Source organism: Pseudomonas sp. MWU12-2345 (assembly GCF_023242385.1).
Classification (GTDB): domain Bacteria; phylum Pseudomonadota; class Gammaproteobacteria; order Pseudomonadales; family Pseudomonadaceae; genus Aquipseudomonas; species Aquipseudomonas gingeri_D.
The window spans coordinates 45577-63297 of sequence record NZ_JALLJA010000005.1; the positions used below are offsets into that span (position 1 = coordinate 45577).

The window sequence follows — 17721 nt, forward strand, 5'->3', positions numbered from 1 at the left end:
ATCGTGCATGCAATGGATTCTGATGCTGGTGGGCCTGGCACTGGGCTGGCTGGTGGACTCGGTGTTCACCGACGCCCTGATCGGTGCCTTGTTGGGCCTGGGCATCGGCCAGAGTTTCCGGCTGATGAGCCTGGGCCGGCGAGCCGCCGAGCAGGTGGTCGAACTGGAACAGGCGCGAAAAGCCCTGGCGACCATCGAACTGCGCGTACGCCAACTCGAAATCACCTCGGGCAGGGCGCCCGAACCGTCAGTTGCCCCGCAGGTCACTGAAACGACGCCCGAAGTTGCCGGGCACGTGCCGCAAGTTGTTGCCGAACAAGCTCCAGCGGAACAACCCCACGCACCCATTCCTGAAGCCCTGCGCGCCACTCCCGAGCTGGTCTGGGAACTGCCGGACGAACTCCAGCAACCCCAGCATGCAGCCCCGCAACCCGAAAGCCTGCACCCCGAGGTCGATGCCTGGGCGCCGGAACCGGTCATGGCCGAATCCCGCGAGCCACAAGCGCCGCGTGCCCCACGCGAACCCAATCTGATCGAACGTGCCCTGGCCGGCGCGCGCAACTGGCTGTTCGGCGGCAACACGGTGTTGCGCGTCGGTGTGCTCCTGCTGTTTCTCGGCCTGGCCTTCCTGCTGCGCTATGCCACCGAAGGCATGGTGGTGCCGATCGAGGCGCGTTATGCCGGGGTCGCCGCCTGCGCCATCGGCCTGCTCGGACTCGGTTGGTGGCTGCGCCTGCGCAACAGCAACTACGCGTTGATGCTGCAAGGCACCGGGATCGCGGTGCTGTACCTGACGGTGTTTGCGGCGATGCGCCTGCATCCGCTGCTTGATCCCTCGGCCGCCCTTGGCCTGCTGGTGGCGGTCACGGTGTTTTCGGCGATTCTCGCTATCACCCAGGATGCCCTCGGCCTGGCTGCCGCCGCGGCCCTGGGTGGCTTCGCCGCGCCGATCCTGACCTCCACCGGCAGCGGCAACCATGTGGCGCTGTTCAGCTATTTCGCCTTGCTCAACGCCGGCATCCTGGCCATTGCCTGGTTCAAGACCTGGCGCTTGCTCAACCTGATCGGCTTTGTCGGCACCTTCGGCATCGGCTTCGCCTGGGGCCTGCGTTCGTATAAACCGGAATTGCTCTGGAGCACTGAACCCTTCTTGGTGCTGTTCTTCCTGATGTACCTGGCGATCGGCCTGCTGTTCACCCGGCGTAAATTACGCGAGATGGCCGTCGGTCCCGAGGACGACAGCCGTGAAGCCTTGCTGCGCTGGTCGGCCCGCCAGGGCGACTATGTCGATGGCGCCATGCTGTTCGGTCCGCCGCTGGTGGGCTTCGGCCTGCAATTCGCGGTGGTCCGGCACCTGGAGTTCGCCGCGGCCTTCAGTGCCCTGGGCCTGGGCATTATCTATATGGGCCTGGCGCGGATGCTCGCCGGCGGACGCGCCTTGCTGCTGGGGGAAACCTGCCTGGCCCTGGGCGTGATCTTCGCCAGCCTGGCGATCCCGCTGGGCCTGGATGCCCGTTGGACATCGGCGGCCTGGGCGGTGGAGGGCGCCGGGATCTTCTGGCTCGGCCTGCGGCAGCAACGGCCGTTCGCCCGGGCGTTTGCCCTGTTGCTGCAGATCGGTTCGGCGCTGGCGTTTCTCGGCAAGCTGCAGCTCGGTGAAACCAGTCTGCTGGATGGCGCGCCGCTGGGCGCCTTGCTGCTGGGCGGGTCCTTGCTGTTCAGCTTCCAGCAAGTGCGCAAGGCGCTGCCTGAACAGCTCTCGTCCTGGGAGCGCAGCCTGGCGCCGGTGCTGGCCTGCAGCGGCCTGACTTTCCTCTATCTGCTGGCGCCGTTGTTCTTCTTCACCCAGGGCACGGCCATCAGCTGGGCGCTGGCCGGGTTGGCGACCTTGTTTATCGGCCTGCGCCTGCAATCACGGAGTTTCCTGTTCTGCGCCTTTGCCGTGCAACTGCTCGGCGGCGCGCTGTTCCTGCTGCGCCTGCAAGGTGCCCAGGGCGATTCGACGGCGGTCTTCAACGCCGGCTGGAGCGGTTTGATGAGCGCTTCGCTGATCGGTCTGTCACTGATCGCCGGGATGCTGCTGGCGGCCCGGGACGAGATGGTGCGCAACGATGTGCGTCTGCTCCGTGGCTTGTCGGTGGTGTTGCTGGCAGGTCTGGTGCTGATCAACCTCGCCGTGCTGTTCGTTCTGCCGTGGGAAACCGCCAGTGGGGTCTGGGCCGCCAGCGGTTTGTTGATCATCTGGCTGAGCCTGTATTTGCAGCAACGGGTGAGTTTCGTCTTCGGCCTGCTGTTGCAGGTGATCGGCGGCGCGGCATTCCTGATGGCCGAGCCGGAACTGTTCCGCGCGTTGTCCGCCGAAGGCTTGCGACCATTGGCCCACAGCGGTTTCTGGACGCCGATGGTGCTGAGCCTGGCCGCCATGATCGGCGCCTGGCGTTTGCAACGGGGTACCCAGGCCGCGGCTTTCGATGCCCTGAGCCTGGGCGGCCTGTCCAATGTCCTGCTGGTCTGGGGCGCGCTGTGGTGGGGGTTGGCCTGGGTCAGCGAAATCCTGCGCTTTGTCCCGACGCATCTGCAGCCTCAGGCGTTGCTGGGGTTGGCGGCGCTCAGCGTGGTGCTCTGGACGCTGCTGGCGTCGCGCTTGAACTGGCCGACCCTGGGCCGCCTCTGCACCTTGCTGACACCGGTGGCGGTGCTGGTGCTCTTCGGCGCCTGGTACCCGGCTTATCACCCGGCGGCCGATTACGGCTGGCTGGCCTGGGCGGCGGTGTTTGTCGTGCATCTGCTGTCGTTGCGCCGCCTGGCGTCGATCCTGCCCGCCAAGGCGCTGAGTTATGCCCATGTGCTGGGTTGCTGGCTGATCCTTGGCGTGCTGGCGCTGGAGCTGCGCTTTGGCCTGATGAGCCTGTCGGAGCATTACAACGCCTGGCGCTGGCTGGGCTGGGCGATCCTGCCGAGCCTCTATCTGGTGCTGATGGCCGCGTCACGCCAATGGCCATGGCCGGTGGCGGCTTACCCGCGCGAATATCGCCTCTACGCCGCGCTGCCCCTGGCCGTGCTGATGCTGGCCTGGTTCTGGCTGGCGAACACCTTCAGCGACGGCCAGGCCGAGCCGCTGCCTTATGTGCCACTGCTCAACCCGTTGGATCTGGGCCTGATGTTCGCCCTGCTGGGGATCTACCTCTGGTCCCGGAGCGCCGTGGCGCAATGGGCGTTGCGCCGCGACTATGCGCAACTGGTCACCCAGGCCGTGGCCGGGCTTTCGTTGTTCGCCTTTGTCAGCGCGCTGGTGATGCGCACCGCGCACCATTGGGGCGGGGTGCCGTTCAATCTGGATGACCTGCTGGCGTCGATGCAGGTGCAGGCGGGCTTGTCGATTGCCTGGACCCTGATTGCCCTGGGCCTGATGATCGGTGGGCATCTGCGCCATCGTCGCGAGGTCTGGCTGGTGGGCGCGGCGCTGATCGCCGTGGTGGTCGCCAAGCTGTTCTTCGTCGAGTTGAGCAACCGTGGCGGGTTGGCGCGGATCGTCTCGTTCATCGGCGTGGGCGTGCTGTTGCTGGTGGTCGGTTACTTTGCACCGCTGCCGCCCAAGCGTCCGGAGCCAACGCCTGTGACCGAAGAAACTGAAGGAGTGTCGTCTTGATTCACAAACTGAGCCCGTGCTGGCTGGGCATCCTGGGGTTGTGTGCGGCGCTGTCGGCGTTCGCCCAGGAAAAACCGAGCGACTACAGCACCCAGGTGCCCCTGACCCTGAGTGGTGAGGGGCCCTGGTATCGCCTGGAACTGCCTCTGACGCTGCAACTGAGCGCACGCCAGTCCGATCTCAGCGATGTGCGGGTGTTCAATGGCGCCGGTGAACCCCAGGCCTATGCCCTGGCGCGGGAACAGGCGCAGGCGACGCAGAGCAACAGCCTGACGGATGTGAAGTGGTTCCCGTTGTACAACTCGGCGGATGCGCCCGAGGCCACGCCGAGCGTGCGGGTCCAGTCGTCGGCCAACGGTACCCTGGTCGAGGTGAGTCCTTCGGGTAAGTTGCAAACGGGTGAAAAAGTGCTGCGCGGCTGGCTGCTGGATGCCAGCGCGATCAAGACGCCATTGCAGCAGCTTGTTCTGGATTGGAGCAGCGAGCGCGACGGCTTCCAGCGTTTCAGCATCGAGGCCAGCGACGACCTGCAACACTGGCAGGCCTGGGGCGACGGGCAGGTGGCGCGCTTGTCGTTTGCCGACGAGCGGGTGGAACAGCATGAAGTCGCCTTGCCGGGGTTGTCGGCGCGTTACTTGCGCTTGCTGTGGCAGTCGCCGCAGGCGGCGCCGATGCTCAGTTCGGCGCAGTTGGCCAGTTCCACCACCAGCAGCCTGCCGTTGCCGCTGGTGTGGTCGCAGCCGTTGGCCGGCAGCAGCGCCAAGGCCGGGGAATACACCTGGCAATTGCCCCTCGGCCTGCCCCTTGAGCAGGTGCGGGTTGAGCTGGCGCAGGCCAACAGCCTGGCGCCGGTAAACCTGTACGGGCGTCAGGACGGCAATGCGCCCTGGCAGACGCTGAGCAGCGGCTTGCTCTATCGCCTGACCCAGAATGGCCAGGACGTGGTCCAGGACCAGTTGCAGTTGCCCGGCCGTGCGGTTGCACAATTGAAGCTGGTGGTCGACGAGCGCGGCGGTGGTTTGGGCGCCCAGGCGCCGACCTTGCGTTTCGCGGTACGCAGCACGCAGTTGGTGTTCCTGGCCCGTGGCGAGCCACCGTTTTCCCTGGCCCTGGGCAATCCGACGGTCAAGGCGGCGAACCTGTCGCTATCGACCTTGATCCCCGATTACAGCCCGCAGCGTCTGGCCGGATTGGGCAAGGCCACGGCGACCGGTGCGGCCGTGACCACGGTGCAGCCGCCAGCGGTGCCGGTTGCGGTGGGCACCGATTGGAAGAAGATCGGTTTGTGGGCGGTGCTGTTGCTGGGGGTGGCGGCCTTGGCCGGGATGGCCTTCAGCCTGTTGCGCAAGCCTCAGGTCTAGACGCCTGGCAATGACCGGGGGCAGGGGATTTCCCGCTCTTTTGGACTACGCTCAACCCGGTTCATGAACTCTCCCTGTCGGAACTCGGTCTGACAGGAGGCAATACATGTCGACTCGCGTTAAACTGCGCGGGTTTTCAGCCCCCCATCTCCGGAGCCATCCATGTCCCGCGTTACCCTGAGTCGCTATTTGATTGAGCAGACCCGCAGCAATAACACGCCTGCCGATCTGCGTTTCCTGATCGAAGTGGTCGCGCGTGCGTGCAAGGAAATCAGCCATGCCGTCTCCAAAGGCGCGCTGGGTGGGGTTCTGGGCAGCATGGGCACAGAAAACGTGCAGGGTGAAGTACAGAAGAAACTCGACGTGCTTTCCAACGAAATCCTCCTCGAAGCCAACGAATGGGGCGGTCACCTGGCCGGCATGGCGTCCGAAGAAATGGACAATGCCTACCAGATCCCCGGCAAATACCCGAAAGGCGCCTACCTGCTGGTATTCGACCCGCTGGACGGTTCGTCGAACATCGATATCAACGCCCCGGTCGGGACCATCTTCTCGGTGCTGCGTTGCCCGAACGAGTACCTGAGCCAGAACGAAGCCCTGAACGAAAAGGCCTTTCTGCAGCCAGGTACCGAGCAGGTCGCCGCTGGTTATGCCATCTATGGCCCACAGACCATGCTGGTGCTGACCCTGGGCGATGGCGTGAAAGGCTTTACCCTTGACCGTGAAATGGGCAGCTTCGTGCTGACCCATGAAGACATCACGATCCCGGCCTCTACCCAGGAGTTCGCGATCAACATGTCCAACCAGCGTCACTGGGAAGCGCCGGTCCAACGTTACGTCGGCGAACTGCTGGCCGGCGAAGAAGGCCCGCTGAAAAAGAACTACAACATGCGCTGGGTCGCCGCGATGGTGGCGGACGTGCACCGCATCCTGACCCGTGGTGGTCTGTTCATGTACCCGCGCGACAGCCGCGAGCCGTCCAAGCCGGGCAAGCTGCGCCTGATGTACGAAGCCAACCCGATGTCGTTCCTGGTGGAGCAGGCGGGCGGTGCGTCCAGCGACGGTCACCAGCGTATTCTCGATATCAAGCCGGACGGCCTGCACCAGCGCGTTGCGGTGTTCCTCGGCTCCAAGGAAGAAGTGGCACGGATCACCGGCTACCACAAGGACTGAACCCATGTCCGCGCCCTGGCAGCCCTTGCTTGAGTGGTGGTTCGGTTCAGCCGGGACGACCGCCGGGCAGGTGGCCGACAAGGGCCGGTTGTGGTTCGGCAAGCGCGACAGCCAGGACCTTGAAGCGCGTGAGCGTTTCGGGGGCCAGGTCGAGCAGGCACTGGCTGGCGATCTGGCTGAGTGGACGCAATGTCCCGAAGGCTGGCTGGCGCTGGTGCTGTTGCTCGATCAACTGCCGCGGATGATCTTCCGTGACACCCCCAAGGCTTTCTCCGGTGATGCCCGCGCCCAGGCGCTGGTGGCGCAAGGGATGGCTGCGGATTTTGATCGGCGGTTGTCGGCGATAGAGCGGGTGTTTGTCTACCTGGTGTTCGAGCATTGCGAACACCTGGCGGTGCAGAACGAGGCGGTGTCGCGTTTTGCGGCGTTGTTGGCGGAGCAGGTGGAGGTGGATCGGGGGATATTTGCCGATTATCTGGACTATGCCGAGCGGCATCGTGACGTTATTGCCCGGTTCGGGCGTTTTCCCCATCGCAATGCCATTCTTGGGCGTGAGTCTACGGCTGAGGAAGTGGTGTTTTTGCGGGAACCGGGTTCACGGTTCTAGATCGGCTGTGTGGCGGATGGCCCTTTCGCGGGCAAGCCCTGCTCCTACAGTATGGCGTCGATCACAGATTTTGTGCGCGACACAAACCTGTAGGAGCAGGGCTTGCCCGCGAAGAGGCCAAAAGCCCCCCCGCAGATCTCAGATCCGGAAACTCCCCACCAACTGCTTCAACCGCGCCGCCTGCTGTTCCAGGTCCGCACACGCGCGTAAGGTCGATTGCAGGTTTTCCACGCCTTCCTGGTTCAGCGTATTGATCTCGGTAATATCGACGTTGATCGACTCCACCACCGCCGTCTGTTCCTCGGTCGCGGTCGCCACCGACTGGTTCATGCCGTCGATCTCGCCGATCCGCTGGGTCACGCTGCCCAGCCGCTCGCCCGCCTGGTTGGCGATGCCGACGCTGCTTTCGCTCTGACGCTGGCTGTCGGTCATGACACTTACCGCTTCCCGGGCACCGACCTGCAACTCCTCGATCATCTTCTGCACTTGCTGCGCCGAATCCTGGGTGCGGTGCGCCAGGTTGCGCACCTCATCGGCCACCACCGCAAACCCACGCCCGGCCTCACCGGCCCGCGCCGCCTCGATGGCCGCGTTGAGCGCCAGCAGGTTGGTCTGCTGGGAAATGCCGGTGATCACTTCGAGGATCTGCCCGATATTCACCGTGTTGCTGTTCAGGGTCTCGATATTGCCGCACGAATCGCTGATCTTGGCCGACAGTTGCTGCATCGCGGTGATGGTCTTTTCCACCACCTGCTGGCCGTCTTCCGCCAGGCTGCGGGCTTCGCTGGAATGCTGCGAGGCGAGGGCGGCGTTCTGCGCGATCTCCTGGGCCGCGGCGCCGAGTTCGTTGATTGCCGCCGCCACGCTGCTGGTACGGCTGGCCTGCTGGTCGGAATTGATCATCGACGAATTGGAGGCGCTGACCACCCGCAAGGCCACTTCGTTGACCTGGCCGGTGGCCGAAGCCACTTCGCGGATCGAGGTGTGGATACGCTCGACGAAGCGGTTGAAGGACATGCCCAGGGTGCCGAACTCATCGTGGCCGTGGATGACCAGGCGTTTGGTCAGGTCGCCTTCACCCTCGGCGATGTCGTGCATGGCGCGACCCATCAGGTGCAACGGCTGCATCAACACGCGGATCAGCATGCTCAGCAGGGCGATGATAATGATCACGGCGATCACCGTGGCGATGATCGCCGAGGTGCGGAACTCGCTGAGCATGGAGAACGCGGTTTCCTGGTCGAGCACCAGGGCGACGTACCAGTCCACCGAGGATACGCCGCTGACATGGGTGAAGGAGATGAACTGTTGCTTGCCGTCGACCTCGACTTCCTTGAGCCCGGCACTGATTTTCGGTGCGCCGCTGGGGTAGGCGTCAGAGAGGTTTTTCAGGATCAGCTTGCTGTCCGGGTGAATCAGGATCTTGCCTTCGGCGCTGACGATGAACGCGTGCCCGTGACCACCGAAGTTCAACGAGTTGATAATGGCGCTGATGCTGCCCAGGTCTATATCGGCGCCGGCCACGCCGATGAATTGGCCCTGATGCTGTACCGGGGTGGCCAGGGTGATCACCAGCTTGCCGGAGGAGGCGGCGATGTAGGGTTCGGTGACGATGGTCTGTTGGGCGGCGGTGGCCGCCTTGTACCAGCCGCGTGAGCGTGGGTCGTAGTCGGCGGGGCGGTTGCCCACCGGAACCGAGGTCATCACGCCCTCCGCGCTGCCGAAATAGCTGAGCTGGAAGTTGCTGCCGTAGGCAGGCAGGCCGATGGCGTGTTTCAGGCTGTCGGCGGAGCTGCCGTCCGCGGCGATCTGCTGGGACAGCGATTGCAGAAGCTGAATGCGACTTTCCAGCCAGGTCTGGATATTGCTGGTGGTCAGGCTGCCCAAGGCCTGCATCGAGTCCTCGGTGCTGTGGCGCAGGGCCTCGCGTTGGCGGTAGTCGTTGAACAGGATGAAGCAGGCGAACGCCACCGCGACCACCAGGGCCGCCGCCAACAGAATCTTATGGCTGAACTTGAAATTTTTGGTCATGAAATGGGCTGTCCACAGGGGGGCTGGTCACCGGGGGGGCGTCAATTTGCCACAGGTCTGCACCTGTGGGGCAATTTCTCTTGATCAACGTCGGCGTCGGAAGTCCTTGTCCTGCTTTTCCATTGCTCGCCATATTGGGGCGTTGCGCCGTGAACATCGGCGTGCGGGCCTTCCATACAGGCAAAATGGTATTACCTGAATATGTCGACACCATTGCCCCGAATATTAATTTTCGAACGACAAAACCGACGAAATACCTTTTTCGCTGAAAAAGCCCCTGAAAATTCTTGAAGGAAGTTGCTGTAAGAAAAGCACCCGTGCTCGGGAACCAGATGGCCCTTTTCTCTTCTAAGCTTGCGGTAGGCAGCCGTGCCCACCTTTGAGCCCCAGGAGTTCCCCATGTCGTTGCGCTCTCTCGCCCTTTTGTCGTTCTGCGTGCTGTTGGTCGCGTGCAGCAAGGTCAATCAGGAAAACTACTCGAAAATCTCCGCGGGCATGGCCAAGGCCGATGTCGAGAAATTGCTCGGCTCGCCTTCGGACTGTTCCGGCGCACTGGGCATGTCCAGTTGCACCTGGGGTAACAAGAACAGCTTTATCAGCGTGCAGTACGCCGGTGACAAAGTCCTGATGTTTTCCGGGCAAGGCCTGAAGTAAACCGGGGCGATCGCCCACGGGAGAAGAACAATGTTGCGTTTAGTGGTCACTCTTTTGGCTGGCTTGTTGCTGGCTGGTTGCGCTACGTCCGGCGACGATTTGGCGCCCAAGACCGCAGGTCACGTGGACCTGAACCGTTACCAGGGTACCTGGTACGAGTTGGCACGGATGCCGATGTATTTCCAGCGCAATTGCGCGCAGTCGGAGGCCCGCTACAGTCTGATGGCGGACGGCAAGGTCGCGGTGTTCAACCGTTGCCTGACCGAGCAGTGGACCTGGGAGGAAGCCAAGGGCACGGCGACGCCGCAGGTCCCGGGGCAGACCGACAAGCTGTGGGTGAAGTTCGATAACTGGTTCACGTCGCTGTTGCCGGGCGTGGCCAAGGCCGACTACTGGATTCTGTATGTCAGCGACGACTACAAGACGGCGCTGGTCGGCAATCCGAATCGTCGTTACCTGTGGTTGTTGTCGCGTACCACCAAGGTCAGCGCGGAGACCCGCGAGGACCTGCTGAGCCGCGCGCGCCAGCAGGGTTACGACACCACCCGGCTGATCTGGCGCACGCCGGATTCGAAGATGCCCAACTGAGTCGGGGGCGTATGCGCCCCCTTCAGGAACCGTGGGTTCAGTTCAGCAGATCACGCAGCACCTGGGTGAACGCCCGGGCGCTTTCTTCTTCGCCCGCATGCCGACCACCGCGCACTGCCCACTGGCCGTTGACCATCACGTCGCGCACCTGGCGGTCGCCGCCGGCGAACAACCAGCGGTTGAGAATGCCGTCGTCCCGGGCCGTGGCCAGGTATGGGTCGCTGCCGTCGAGCACCAGCCAGTCGGCGCGCTTGCCGACTTCCAGCTGGCCGATCGCCTGCCCCAGGGCCTGGGCACCGCCGTCCAGTGCCGCGTCATACAGCGTGCGTCCGACCATCGGCTGGTCGGCGCGGTACAGGCGGTTACGCCGCTGGTCGCGCAGGCGCTGGCCATATTCCAGCCAGCGCAGCTCTTCCACCACGCTCAATGACACATGGCTGTCGGAACCGATACCCATCCGCCCGCCCTGGGCGAGGAAGTTCACCGCCGGGAAAATCCCGTCGCCGAGGTTGGCCTCGGTGGTCAGGCACAGGCCGGCAATCGCCCGGCTCTTCGCCATGCGCGTGACTTCCTCGGTGTCGGCGTGGGTCGCGTGCACCAGGCACCAGCGCTCATCCACCTCGACATTGTCATACAGCCATTGCAGCGGACGCTTGCCGCTCCAGCTCAGGCAGTCGTCGACTTCCTTCTGCTGCTCGGCGATATGGATATGCACCGGGCAGTGCTTGTCGCTGGCGGCCAGCACTTCATTGATCTGCCCGGGCGTCACTGCCCGCAGCGAGTGGAAACACAACCCGAGGGCCTGGGCCGGCTGTCTGGCGAGAAAAGGCTGCAAACGTGCCTGCAACTTCAGGTAATTCTCGGTGCTGTTGATAAAGCGGCGCTGCCCTTCGTTGGGTGCCTGGCCGCCGAAGCCGGAGTGGCTGTAGAGCACCGGCAGCAGGGTCAGGCCGATGCCGGCGTCGCTGGCCGCGTGGCTGATGCGCAAGGCCAGTTCGGCCGGATCAGCGTAGGGCTGGCCGTTGGTGTCGTGGTGCACATAGTGGAACTCGGCCACCGAGGTGTAGCCGGCCTTGAGCATCTCGATATATAACTGGCGGGCGATGATGCCCATCTGTTCCGGGCTGATCTTGCCCACCAGCCGATACATCAGGTCGCGCCAGGTCCAGAAGCTGTCGTTGGGATTGCCGGCGACTTCCGCCAGGCCGCCCATGGCGCGCTGGAAAGCGTGGGAATGCAGGTTCGGCATGCCCGGCAGCAGCGGGCCGCCCAGCCGTTCGGCAGCTTCTGCGTGGGAATCGGCCTGGACCTGGGTCAGTACGCCCGCGGCGTTGACCTCCAGGCGTACATTGTTGGCCCATCCACTAGGCAGCAGCGCGCGTTCGGCAAAGAAAGCGGACATGGTTCAGCACCCCATCGTGTGTTATTTGTATATACATATACAGACGTTTGCGTGCCCGGTAAACTCCGGCAAGCTAGCCATCTTTGAATCAAACAAGGATTTCCCGTGCCGACTCCGCCTGCCAACCACCCGCTGGCTGCCCATATGGGCGACAGTCCGGCGCCGCTATACGCCCGCGTCAAACAGATGATCAGCCAGCAGATCGACAGCGGAAACTGGCCGCCGCATTACCGCGTGCCGTCCGAAAGCGAGCTGGTGGAACAACTCGGCTACAGCCGCATGACCATCAACCGGGCCCTGCGGGAAATGACCGCCGAAGGCCTGCTGGTGCGCATGCAGGGTGTCGGCACGTTTGTCGCCGAGCCCAAGAGCCAGTCGGCGCTGTTCGAAGTGCATAACATTGCCGATGAGATCGCTTCGCGCGGCCATCGGCACACCTGCAAGATCATCACTCTCGGGGAGGAGGCCGCCGGTTCCGAGCGCGCCGTGGCCCTGGATATGCGTGAAGGGCAGAAGGTCTTCCACTCGCTGATCGTGCATTTCGAGAACGATATCCCGGTGCAGATCGAGGATCGTTTCGTCAATGCGCTGGTGGCGCCAGACTACCTCAAGCAGGATTTCACCCTGCAGACCCCCTACGCCTATCTGTCCCAGGTCGCGCCGCTGACCGAGGGCGAGCACGTGGTCGAAGCCATCCTCGCCGAGGCCGAGGAGTGCAAGCTGTTGCAGATCGAGCCGGGCGAGCCGTGCCTGCTGATTCGCCGCCGGACCTGGTCCGGTCGTCAGCCGGTGACCGCCGCCCGTCTGATCCACCCCGGTTCCCGTCATCGTCTGGAAGGACGCTTTAGCAAATGAGCCAGTTGAAAGTCTTGCGCGCGGCGGATTACCCGCGCATGCCGTGGAAAAACGGCGGCGGCAGCACCGAGGAAATCACCCGGGACGCGGGCGAAGGCCTGGACGGCTTCGGCTGGCGCCTGTCGATTGCCGATATCGGCGAGTCGGGCGGGTTTTCCACCTTTGCCGGTTATGAGCGGATCATTACCGTATTGCAAGGCGCGGGCATGACCTTGCAGGTCGATGGCCAGCGTACGCGCGCTTTGTTGCCGCTGGATCCGTTTGCCTTCAGCGGCGCGAGCCAGGTGAGCTGCACCCTGATCGACGGGGCGATCCGCGACTTCAACCTGATCTATGCGCCGGATCGCTATCGCGCGCGCCTGCAATGGCTCGATGCCGCGCAGCCGAAGCGCTTTTTCAGTTCGGCGGCGGTGCTGCTGATCTTCAGTGTCAGCGAGCAATTGCATATCGGCCTGGGTAACAGCGGCTATGAAGTGCTGGGGCGGCATGACTGCCTGCAACTGGACAGCAACGACGGGCTGCTGGAAGTGGCCGTGACCGGACGTTGCTGTGTGATCGAGCTGACGCCCGCCTGACAGACTGCTCCCAATTTATGGTGAGTGGGCGAGCCCACTCACCACATGGCGTTATCGTTTCCACCCCGCCCCATTTTGTTACCGAACGCCCCAGCATGGCGCAAAACCCTGCCTCGGTAACAGCTTCCTGCCTGCCGCCTGTCATCCTCCTGCAATTTCATTTCCCGCTCAAAGTCCTGTCCCACAAGGCCTGCGGGGCATCCTGAAAAATTCTTCTGCTCGCGATTTGCAAGTTGGCCGCCTGATTGCATATGCTTGTATGTACAAGTAAAGATGTGTGCGTATGAGTCATCAGGGAGATCGACGCACCGCCCCCTAATTTCCGCTTGTGCCGGGGACCTTCCCCCACAGGCTTGCTCGCCCGTTGCCTGGGCTGGTTTGGACGATCGCAGAGGAGTTATTTCGTGACTGAGAATACCCAGAAACCTACCGCCACTTTTACCAAGCGCCGTGACGTCGAAATCCGTGCCGCCCGTGGCAACAAGCTGACCGCGAAAAGCTGGCTGACCGAAGCGCCACTGCGGATGCTGATGAACAACCTCGACCCCGAAGTGGCCGAGAACCCCAAGGAGCTGGTGGTCTACGGCGGTATCGGCCGGGCCGCGCGGAACTGGGAGTGCTACGACAAGATCGTCGAGAGCCTGACCAACCTGAATGAAGACGAGACCCTGCTGGTGCAATCCGGCAAGCCGGTCGGTGTCTTCAAGACCCACAGCAACGCCCCGCGCGTACTGATCGCCAACTCCAACCTGGTGCCACACTGGGCGAATTGGGAGCACTTCAACGAACTCGACGCCAAGGGCCTGGCCATGTACGGCCAGATGACCGCCGGCAGCTGGATCTACATTGGCAGCCAGGGCATCGTCCAGGGCACCTACGAAACCTTCGTCGAAGCCGGTCGCCAGCACTACGACAACAACCTGAAAGGTCGTTGGGTCCTGACCGCGGGCCTCGGCGGCATGGGCGGCGCACAGCCTCTGGCGGCAACCCTGGCCGGCGCCTGCTCGCTGAACATCGAGTGCCAGCAGGTCAGCATCGATTTCCGCCTGAACAGCCGTTATGTCGATGAACAAGCCACCGACCTCGACGACGCCCTGGCGCGTATCGCCAAGTACACCAAGGAAGGCAAGGCCATCTCCATTGCCCTGCTCGGCAATGCGGCGGAAATCCTGCCGGAGCTGGTCAAGCGTGGCGTGCGTCCGGACATGGTCACCGACCAGACCAGCGCCCACGACCCGCTCAACGGCTACCTGCCGGCCGGCTGGACCTGGGAAGAGTACCGTGCCCGCGCCATCACTGAACCCGCAGTGGTCGTGAAGGCCGCCAAGGCGTCGATGGCCGTGCACGTCAAGGCCATGCTCGACTTCCAGAAACAAGGCATCCCGACCTTCGACTACGGCAACAACATTCGTCAGATGGCCCAGGAAGAAGGCGTGGAAAACGCATTCGACTTCCCGGGTTTCGTCCCGGCTTATATCCGTCCGCTGTTCTGCCGTGGCATCGGTCCGTTCCGTTGGGCTGCACTGTCGGGCGATCCGCAGGACATCTACAAGACCGACGCCAAGGTCAAGGAACTGATCCCGGACGACGCCCACCTGCACAACTGGCTGGACATGGCCCGTGAGCGCATCAGCTTCCAGGGTCTGCCGGCGCGGATCTGCTGGGTCGGCCTGGGCCTGCGCGCCAAGCTCGGCCTGGCGTTCAACGAAATGGTCCGCAGCGGCGAGCTGTCGGCGCCGATCGTGATCGGTCGCGACCACCTGGACTCCGGTTCCGTGGCCAGCCCGAACCGTGAAACCGAATCGATGCAGGACGGTTCCGATGCCGTGTCCGACTGGCCACTGCTCAACGCCTTGCTCAACACCGCCAGCGGCGCGACCTGGGTGTCCCTGCACCACGGCGGCGGCGTCGGCATGGGTTTCTCCCAGCACTCGGGCATGGTGATCGTCTGTGACGGTACCGACGAAGCGGCCGAGCGTATCGCTCGCGTCCTGCACAACGACCCGGCCACCGGCGTTATGCGTCACGCCGATGCCGGTTACCAGATCGCCATCGACTGCGCGAAAGAGCAGGGCCTGAACCTGCCGATGATTACCGGTAAATAAGCGGTTGGAGGAAACCCGATCTGTAGGAACCGGCAAACCGGCTCCTACAGATCGGGTGTTTCACCTGGAGCCTGTTTCACAACGCTGTGCACCTAACTAAAACAATCCACAGAGGTTGAACAATGTCTGCGTCAAATGATCGTGCAAGCAGCAAACCGTTGATCGAAAGGCGTTCGATCGACTACATCCCGGAAGCGGAAAGACACGGTCGTCTACTCAGTCAGTTCACCCTGTGGTTGGGTGCCAACCTGCAAATCACCGCGATTGTCACGGGCGCCTTGGCGGTCGTGCTCGGCGGTGATGTCTACTGGTCGCTGATCGGCCTGCTGATCGGGCAACTGATCGGTGGCGGGGTCATGGCGTTGCACGCCGCGCAAGGTCCGCAACTGGGCCTGCCGCAGATGATTTCCAGCCGTGTGCAGTTCGGTGTCTATGGGGCGGTGATCCCGTTGGTGCTGGTGTGCCTGATGTATATCGGCTTTTCCGCCAGCGGTTCGCTGCTGGCGGGGCAGGCGGTGGCGCAGCTGCTGCATGTGGAAGACTGGGTCGGCATTGTGTTGTTCGCCGCCAGTATCCTGGTCTGCACCATCTTCGGTTACCGGGTGATCCACGGCATCGGCCGGATCGCCAGCGTGCTCGGGGTGGTTGCCTTCGTCTACCTGTTCTACAAATTGTTGGCCGGCAACGATATCTCGGCGCTGCTCGGCAACAAGCATTTCTCCCTGGCGAGTTTCCTGTTGGCGATGTCCTTGTCGGCATCCTGGCAGATCGCGTTCGGGCCTTATGTGGCGGATTACTCACGTTATCTGCCGCGCAGCACTTCGCCGGTGAAAACCTTCTGGGCCGTGGGCCTGGGTTCGGTGATCGGCGCTCAGGCGTCCATGGTCTTCGGCGTCTTCGCCGCCGCCCTGGCCGGCTCGCAGTTCTCCCACCACGAAGTCTCGTTCATCGTCAGCCTCGGCGGCACTGGCGCGGTCGCGGCGGCGCTGTATTTCGCCGTGGCCTTCGGCAAGGTGACGGTCACCACCCTGAACGCCTATGGCAGCTTCATGTCGATCGCCACCATCATCAGCGGTTTCCGTGGCAACCGGCATATTTCCAGTGGTGTGCGCCTGCTGTACATCTTCATCATGGTCAGCGTGTCCGCGGCCCTGGCGCTGCTGGGCAAGGATTCGTTCCTCAAGGAATTCTCCTCCTTCATCCTGTTCCTGCTGGCGTTCTTCACGCCCTGGAGCGCGATCAACCTGGTGGACTTCTACTGCATCACCAAGGAACGCTACGACATTCCCGCGCTGTCCAATCCCAAGGCGCGCTACGGCGGCTGGAACATCCTGGGCATCAGCATCTATGTGTTCGGCGTGCTGATCCAGATGCCGTTTATCAACACCCAGTTCTACACCGGCTCCCTGGTGGCGGGCCTGGGCGATACTGATATCTCCTGGATCATCGGCCTGGTGGTGCCGGCGGCGTTGTACTACGTCGCGGCGAAGAAGTGGCATGGGGCAATTCCTGATCGTCTGATCCTGCCGGTAGAGTCGGCCGTGGAAGCGCCGGCCCAGCCCCGTGGTCGTGTACAACCGGCGTCGAACTGACCGGTTGCAGCCGGGTGTCCACGTGGGTGAGCGTGGACAGGGCCTGCTCGCAGGCCAACCCGGGCCGCTAGTCTCTTGAGCGGCGTTAACCCTTTTATGATTTGGAGCGGCACAGTATGAAGATGACCAAGACCCTGCTGACCACGGCGCTGTCCCTGGGCCTGTTGGTCGTGGCCGGCGCAAGCCAGGCCGCCGGCTGGTGCGAATCCGGCAAGCCGGTGAAGTTCGCGGGTCTGAATTGGGAAAGCGGCATGCTCTTGACCGACATGCTGCAATTCGTGCTGGAAAAGGGTTACGACTGCAAGACCGACGCCCTGCCGGGCAACTCCATCACCATGGAAAACGCCCTGAGCAGCAACGATATCCAGGTTTTCGCCGAGGAGTGGGTCGGCCGCAGCGAAGTCTGGAACAAGGCTGAAAAAGCCGGCAAGGTCGTCGGGGTCGGCGCCCCGGTGGTGGGTGCCGTCGAAGGTTGGTATGTGCCGCGCTACGTGATCGAGGGCGATGCCAAGCGCAACCTCAAGGCCTTGGCGCCGAACCTCAAGCACATTGCCGACCTGGGCCAATACGCCGCCCTGTTCAAGGACCCGGAAGAGCCGAGCAAAGGCCGCTTCTACAATTGCCCGGCGGGCTGGACCTGTGAGCTGGAAAACAGCGAGATGCTGAAAAGCTACGGTCTGGAAAAGTCCTATACCAACTTTCGCCCTGGCACCGGCCCGGCACTGGACGCCGCCGTGCTGTCGAGCTACAAGCGTGGCGAGCCCATTCTGTTCTACTACTGGTCGCCGACGCCCCTGATGGGCCAGGTCGACCTGGTGAAACTGGAGGAGAAACCCGGTGTCGACAAGCGCGTGAGCATCAAGGTCGGTCTGTCGAAGACCTTCCACGAGCAAGCGCCCGAGCTGGTCGCCGTCCTGGAAAAGGCTAACCTGCCCATCGATCTGCTGAACCAGAACCTCGGTCGCATGACCCGGGAGCGGATCGAATCGCCGAAACTGGCGAAAATCTTCCTCAAGGAACACCCTGAGGTCTGGCAGGCTTGGGTCAGCGCTGACGCTGCCAAGAAAATCAACGCGGCTCTGTAGGTCGACTACCTCCCGGCTAACCGAGAGGCTGGCCGGGAAGTTCG

General features: G+C 63.1%; 13 protein-coding genes. 11 read left to right on the plus strand and 2 right to left on the minus strand.

The genetic code is table 11. The features are described from left to right. Positions 1-7: 7 nt before the first annotated feature. From M5C71_RS12435 to M5C71_RS12450, 4 genes are all read left to right on the plus strand, one after another. Positions 8-3649: a DUF2339 domain-containing protein gene (locus M5C71_RS12435; RefSeq protein WP_248767947.1), complete on the plus strand. Its 3642-nt coding sequence runs from the start codon at positions 8-10 to the stop codon at positions 3647-3649. Further along, entirely contained in the window at positions 3646-5010 is a 1365-nt protein-coding gene (locus M5C71_RS12440; protein ID WP_248767948.1) for a DUF3999 domain-containing protein, read from the plus strand. Before M5C71_RS12435 ends, M5C71_RS12440 begins: the two co-directional genes overlap by 4 nt. A gap of 162 nt (positions 5011-5172) precedes the next feature. Continuing rightward, on the plus strand, positions 5173-6183 hold the full coding sequence (locus tag M5C71_RS12445; RefSeq protein WP_103495498.1) for a class 1 fructose-bisphosphatase: 1011 nt from the start codon (positions 5173-5175) through the stop codon (positions 6181-6183). 4 nt (positions 6184-6187) lie between these two features. Then, positions 6188-6790: a DUF924 family protein gene (locus tag M5C71_RS12450; protein ID WP_248767949.1), complete on the plus strand. Its 603-nt coding sequence runs from the start codon at positions 6188-6190 to the stop codon at positions 6788-6790. A gap of 138 nt (positions 6791-6928) precedes the next feature. On the opposite strand, the gene M5C71_RS12455 is transcribed toward M5C71_RS12450, so the two are convergent. Continuing rightward, positions 6929-8821 carry a methyl-accepting chemotaxis protein gene (locus M5C71_RS12455; protein ID WP_248767950.1) on the minus strand — a complete coding sequence of 631 codons (1893 nt, stop codon included), beginning with the start codon at positions 8819-8821 and terminating at the stop codon, positions 6929-6931. Positions 8822-9220: 399 nt separating this feature from the next. Here M5C71_RS12455 and M5C71_RS12460 point away from each other — a divergent pair, with 399 nt between their 5' ends. Further along, positions 9221-9475: a hypothetical protein gene (locus M5C71_RS12460; protein ID WP_103495495.1), complete on the plus strand. Its 255-nt coding sequence runs from the start codon at positions 9221-9223 to the stop codon at positions 9473-9475. 30 nt (positions 9476-9505) lie between these two features. Then, complete coding sequence (locus M5C71_RS12465) at positions 9506-10063, plus strand: lipocalin family protein (RefSeq protein WP_103495494.1); 558 nt, start codon at positions 9506-9508, stop codon at positions 10061-10063. Positions 10064-10100: 37 nt separating this feature from the next. Here the strand turns inward: M5C71_RS12465 and M5C71_RS12470 are convergent, their stop codons facing one another. Continuing rightward, positions 10101-11465 (minus strand): formimidoylglutamate deiminase, encoded by a 1365-nt coding sequence (locus M5C71_RS12470; RefSeq protein ID WP_248767951.1) that lies wholly within the window; start codon positions 11463-11465, stop codon positions 10101-10103. Between the two features lie 144 nt (positions 11466-11609). Here M5C71_RS12470 and hutC point away from each other — a divergent pair, with 144 nt between their 5' ends. The 5 genes from hutC (at position 11610) to M5C71_RS12495 (ending at position 17677) form a co-directional block, all read left to right on the plus strand. Then, positions 11610-12320: a histidine utilization repressor gene (hutC, locus tag M5C71_RS12475; RefSeq protein ID WP_152737845.1), complete on the plus strand. Its 711-nt coding sequence runs from the start codon at positions 11610-11612 to the stop codon at positions 12318-12320. Further along, positions 12317-12895, plus strand: coding sequence for a HutD family protein (locus tag M5C71_RS12480; RefSeq protein ID WP_103495491.1), 579 nt, complete (start codon positions 12317-12319; stop codon positions 12893-12895). Before hutC ends, M5C71_RS12480 begins: the two co-directional genes overlap by 4 nt. 404 nt (positions 12896-13299) lie before the next feature. Next, a complete protein-coding gene (gene hutU, locus M5C71_RS12485; RefSeq protein ID WP_248745380.1) occupies positions 13300-15000 on the plus strand; it encodes a urocanate hydratase in 1701 nt (566 codons plus the stop codon). A gap of 122 nt (positions 15001-15122) precedes the next feature. Further along, positions 15123-16592: a cytosine permease gene (locus M5C71_RS12490; RefSeq protein WP_103495489.1), complete on the plus strand. Its 1470-nt coding sequence runs from the start codon at positions 15123-15125 to the stop codon at positions 16590-16592. 116 nt (positions 16593-16708) lie between these two features. Beyond that, positions 16709-17677 (plus strand): ABC transporter substrate-binding protein, encoded by a 969-nt coding sequence (locus M5C71_RS12495; protein ID WP_247263113.1) that lies wholly within the window; start codon positions 16709-16711, stop codon positions 17675-17677. Positions 17678-17721: the final 44 nt, after the last annotated feature.

Excerpts from the sequence above, each read along its gene's own strand:
- M5C71_RS12480 (WP_103495491.1), top strand. The coding sequence starts at position 12,317 with ATGAGCCAGTTGAAAGTCTTGCGCGCGGCGGATTACCCGCGCATGCCG.
- M5C71_RS12445 (WP_103495498.1), top strand. The coding sequence starts at position 5,173 with ATGTCCCGCGTTACCCTGAGTCGCTATTTGATTGAGCAGACCCGCAGC.
- hutC (WP_152737845.1), top strand. The coding sequence starts at position 11,610 with ATGGGCGACAGTCCGGCGCCGCTATACGCCCGCGTCAAACAGATGATC.
- M5C71_RS12470 (WP_248767951.1), bottom strand. The coding sequence starts at position 11,465 with ATGTCCGCTTTCTTTGCCGAACGCGCGCTGCTGCCTAGTGGATGGGCC.
- M5C71_RS12455 (WP_248767950.1), bottom strand. The coding sequence starts at position 8,821 with ATGACCAAAAATTTCAAGTTCAGCCATAAGATTCTGTTGGCGGCGGCC.
- M5C71_RS12495 (WP_247263113.1), top strand. The coding sequence starts at position 16,709 with ATGAAGATGACCAAGACCCTGCTGACCACGGCGCTGTCCCTGGGCCTG.
- M5C71_RS12460 (WP_103495495.1), top strand. The coding sequence starts at position 9,221 with ATGTCGTTGCGCTCTCTCGCCCTTTTGTCGTTCTGCGTGCTGTTGGTC.
- M5C71_RS12450 (WP_248767949.1), top strand. The coding sequence starts at position 6,188 with ATGTCCGCGCCCTGGCAGCCCTTGCTTGAGTGGTGGTTCGGTTCAGCC.
- M5C71_RS12465 (WP_103495494.1), top strand. The coding sequence starts at position 9,506 with ATGTTGCGTTTAGTGGTCACTCTTTTGGCTGGCTTGTTGCTGGCTGGT.
- M5C71_RS12435 (WP_248767947.1), top strand. The coding sequence starts at position 8 with ATGCAATGGATTCTGATGCTGGTGGGCCTGGCACTGGGCTGGCTGGTG.
- M5C71_RS12490 (WP_103495489.1), top strand. The coding sequence starts at position 15,123 with ATGTCTGCGTCAAATGATCGTGCAAGCAGCAAACCGTTGATCGAAAGG.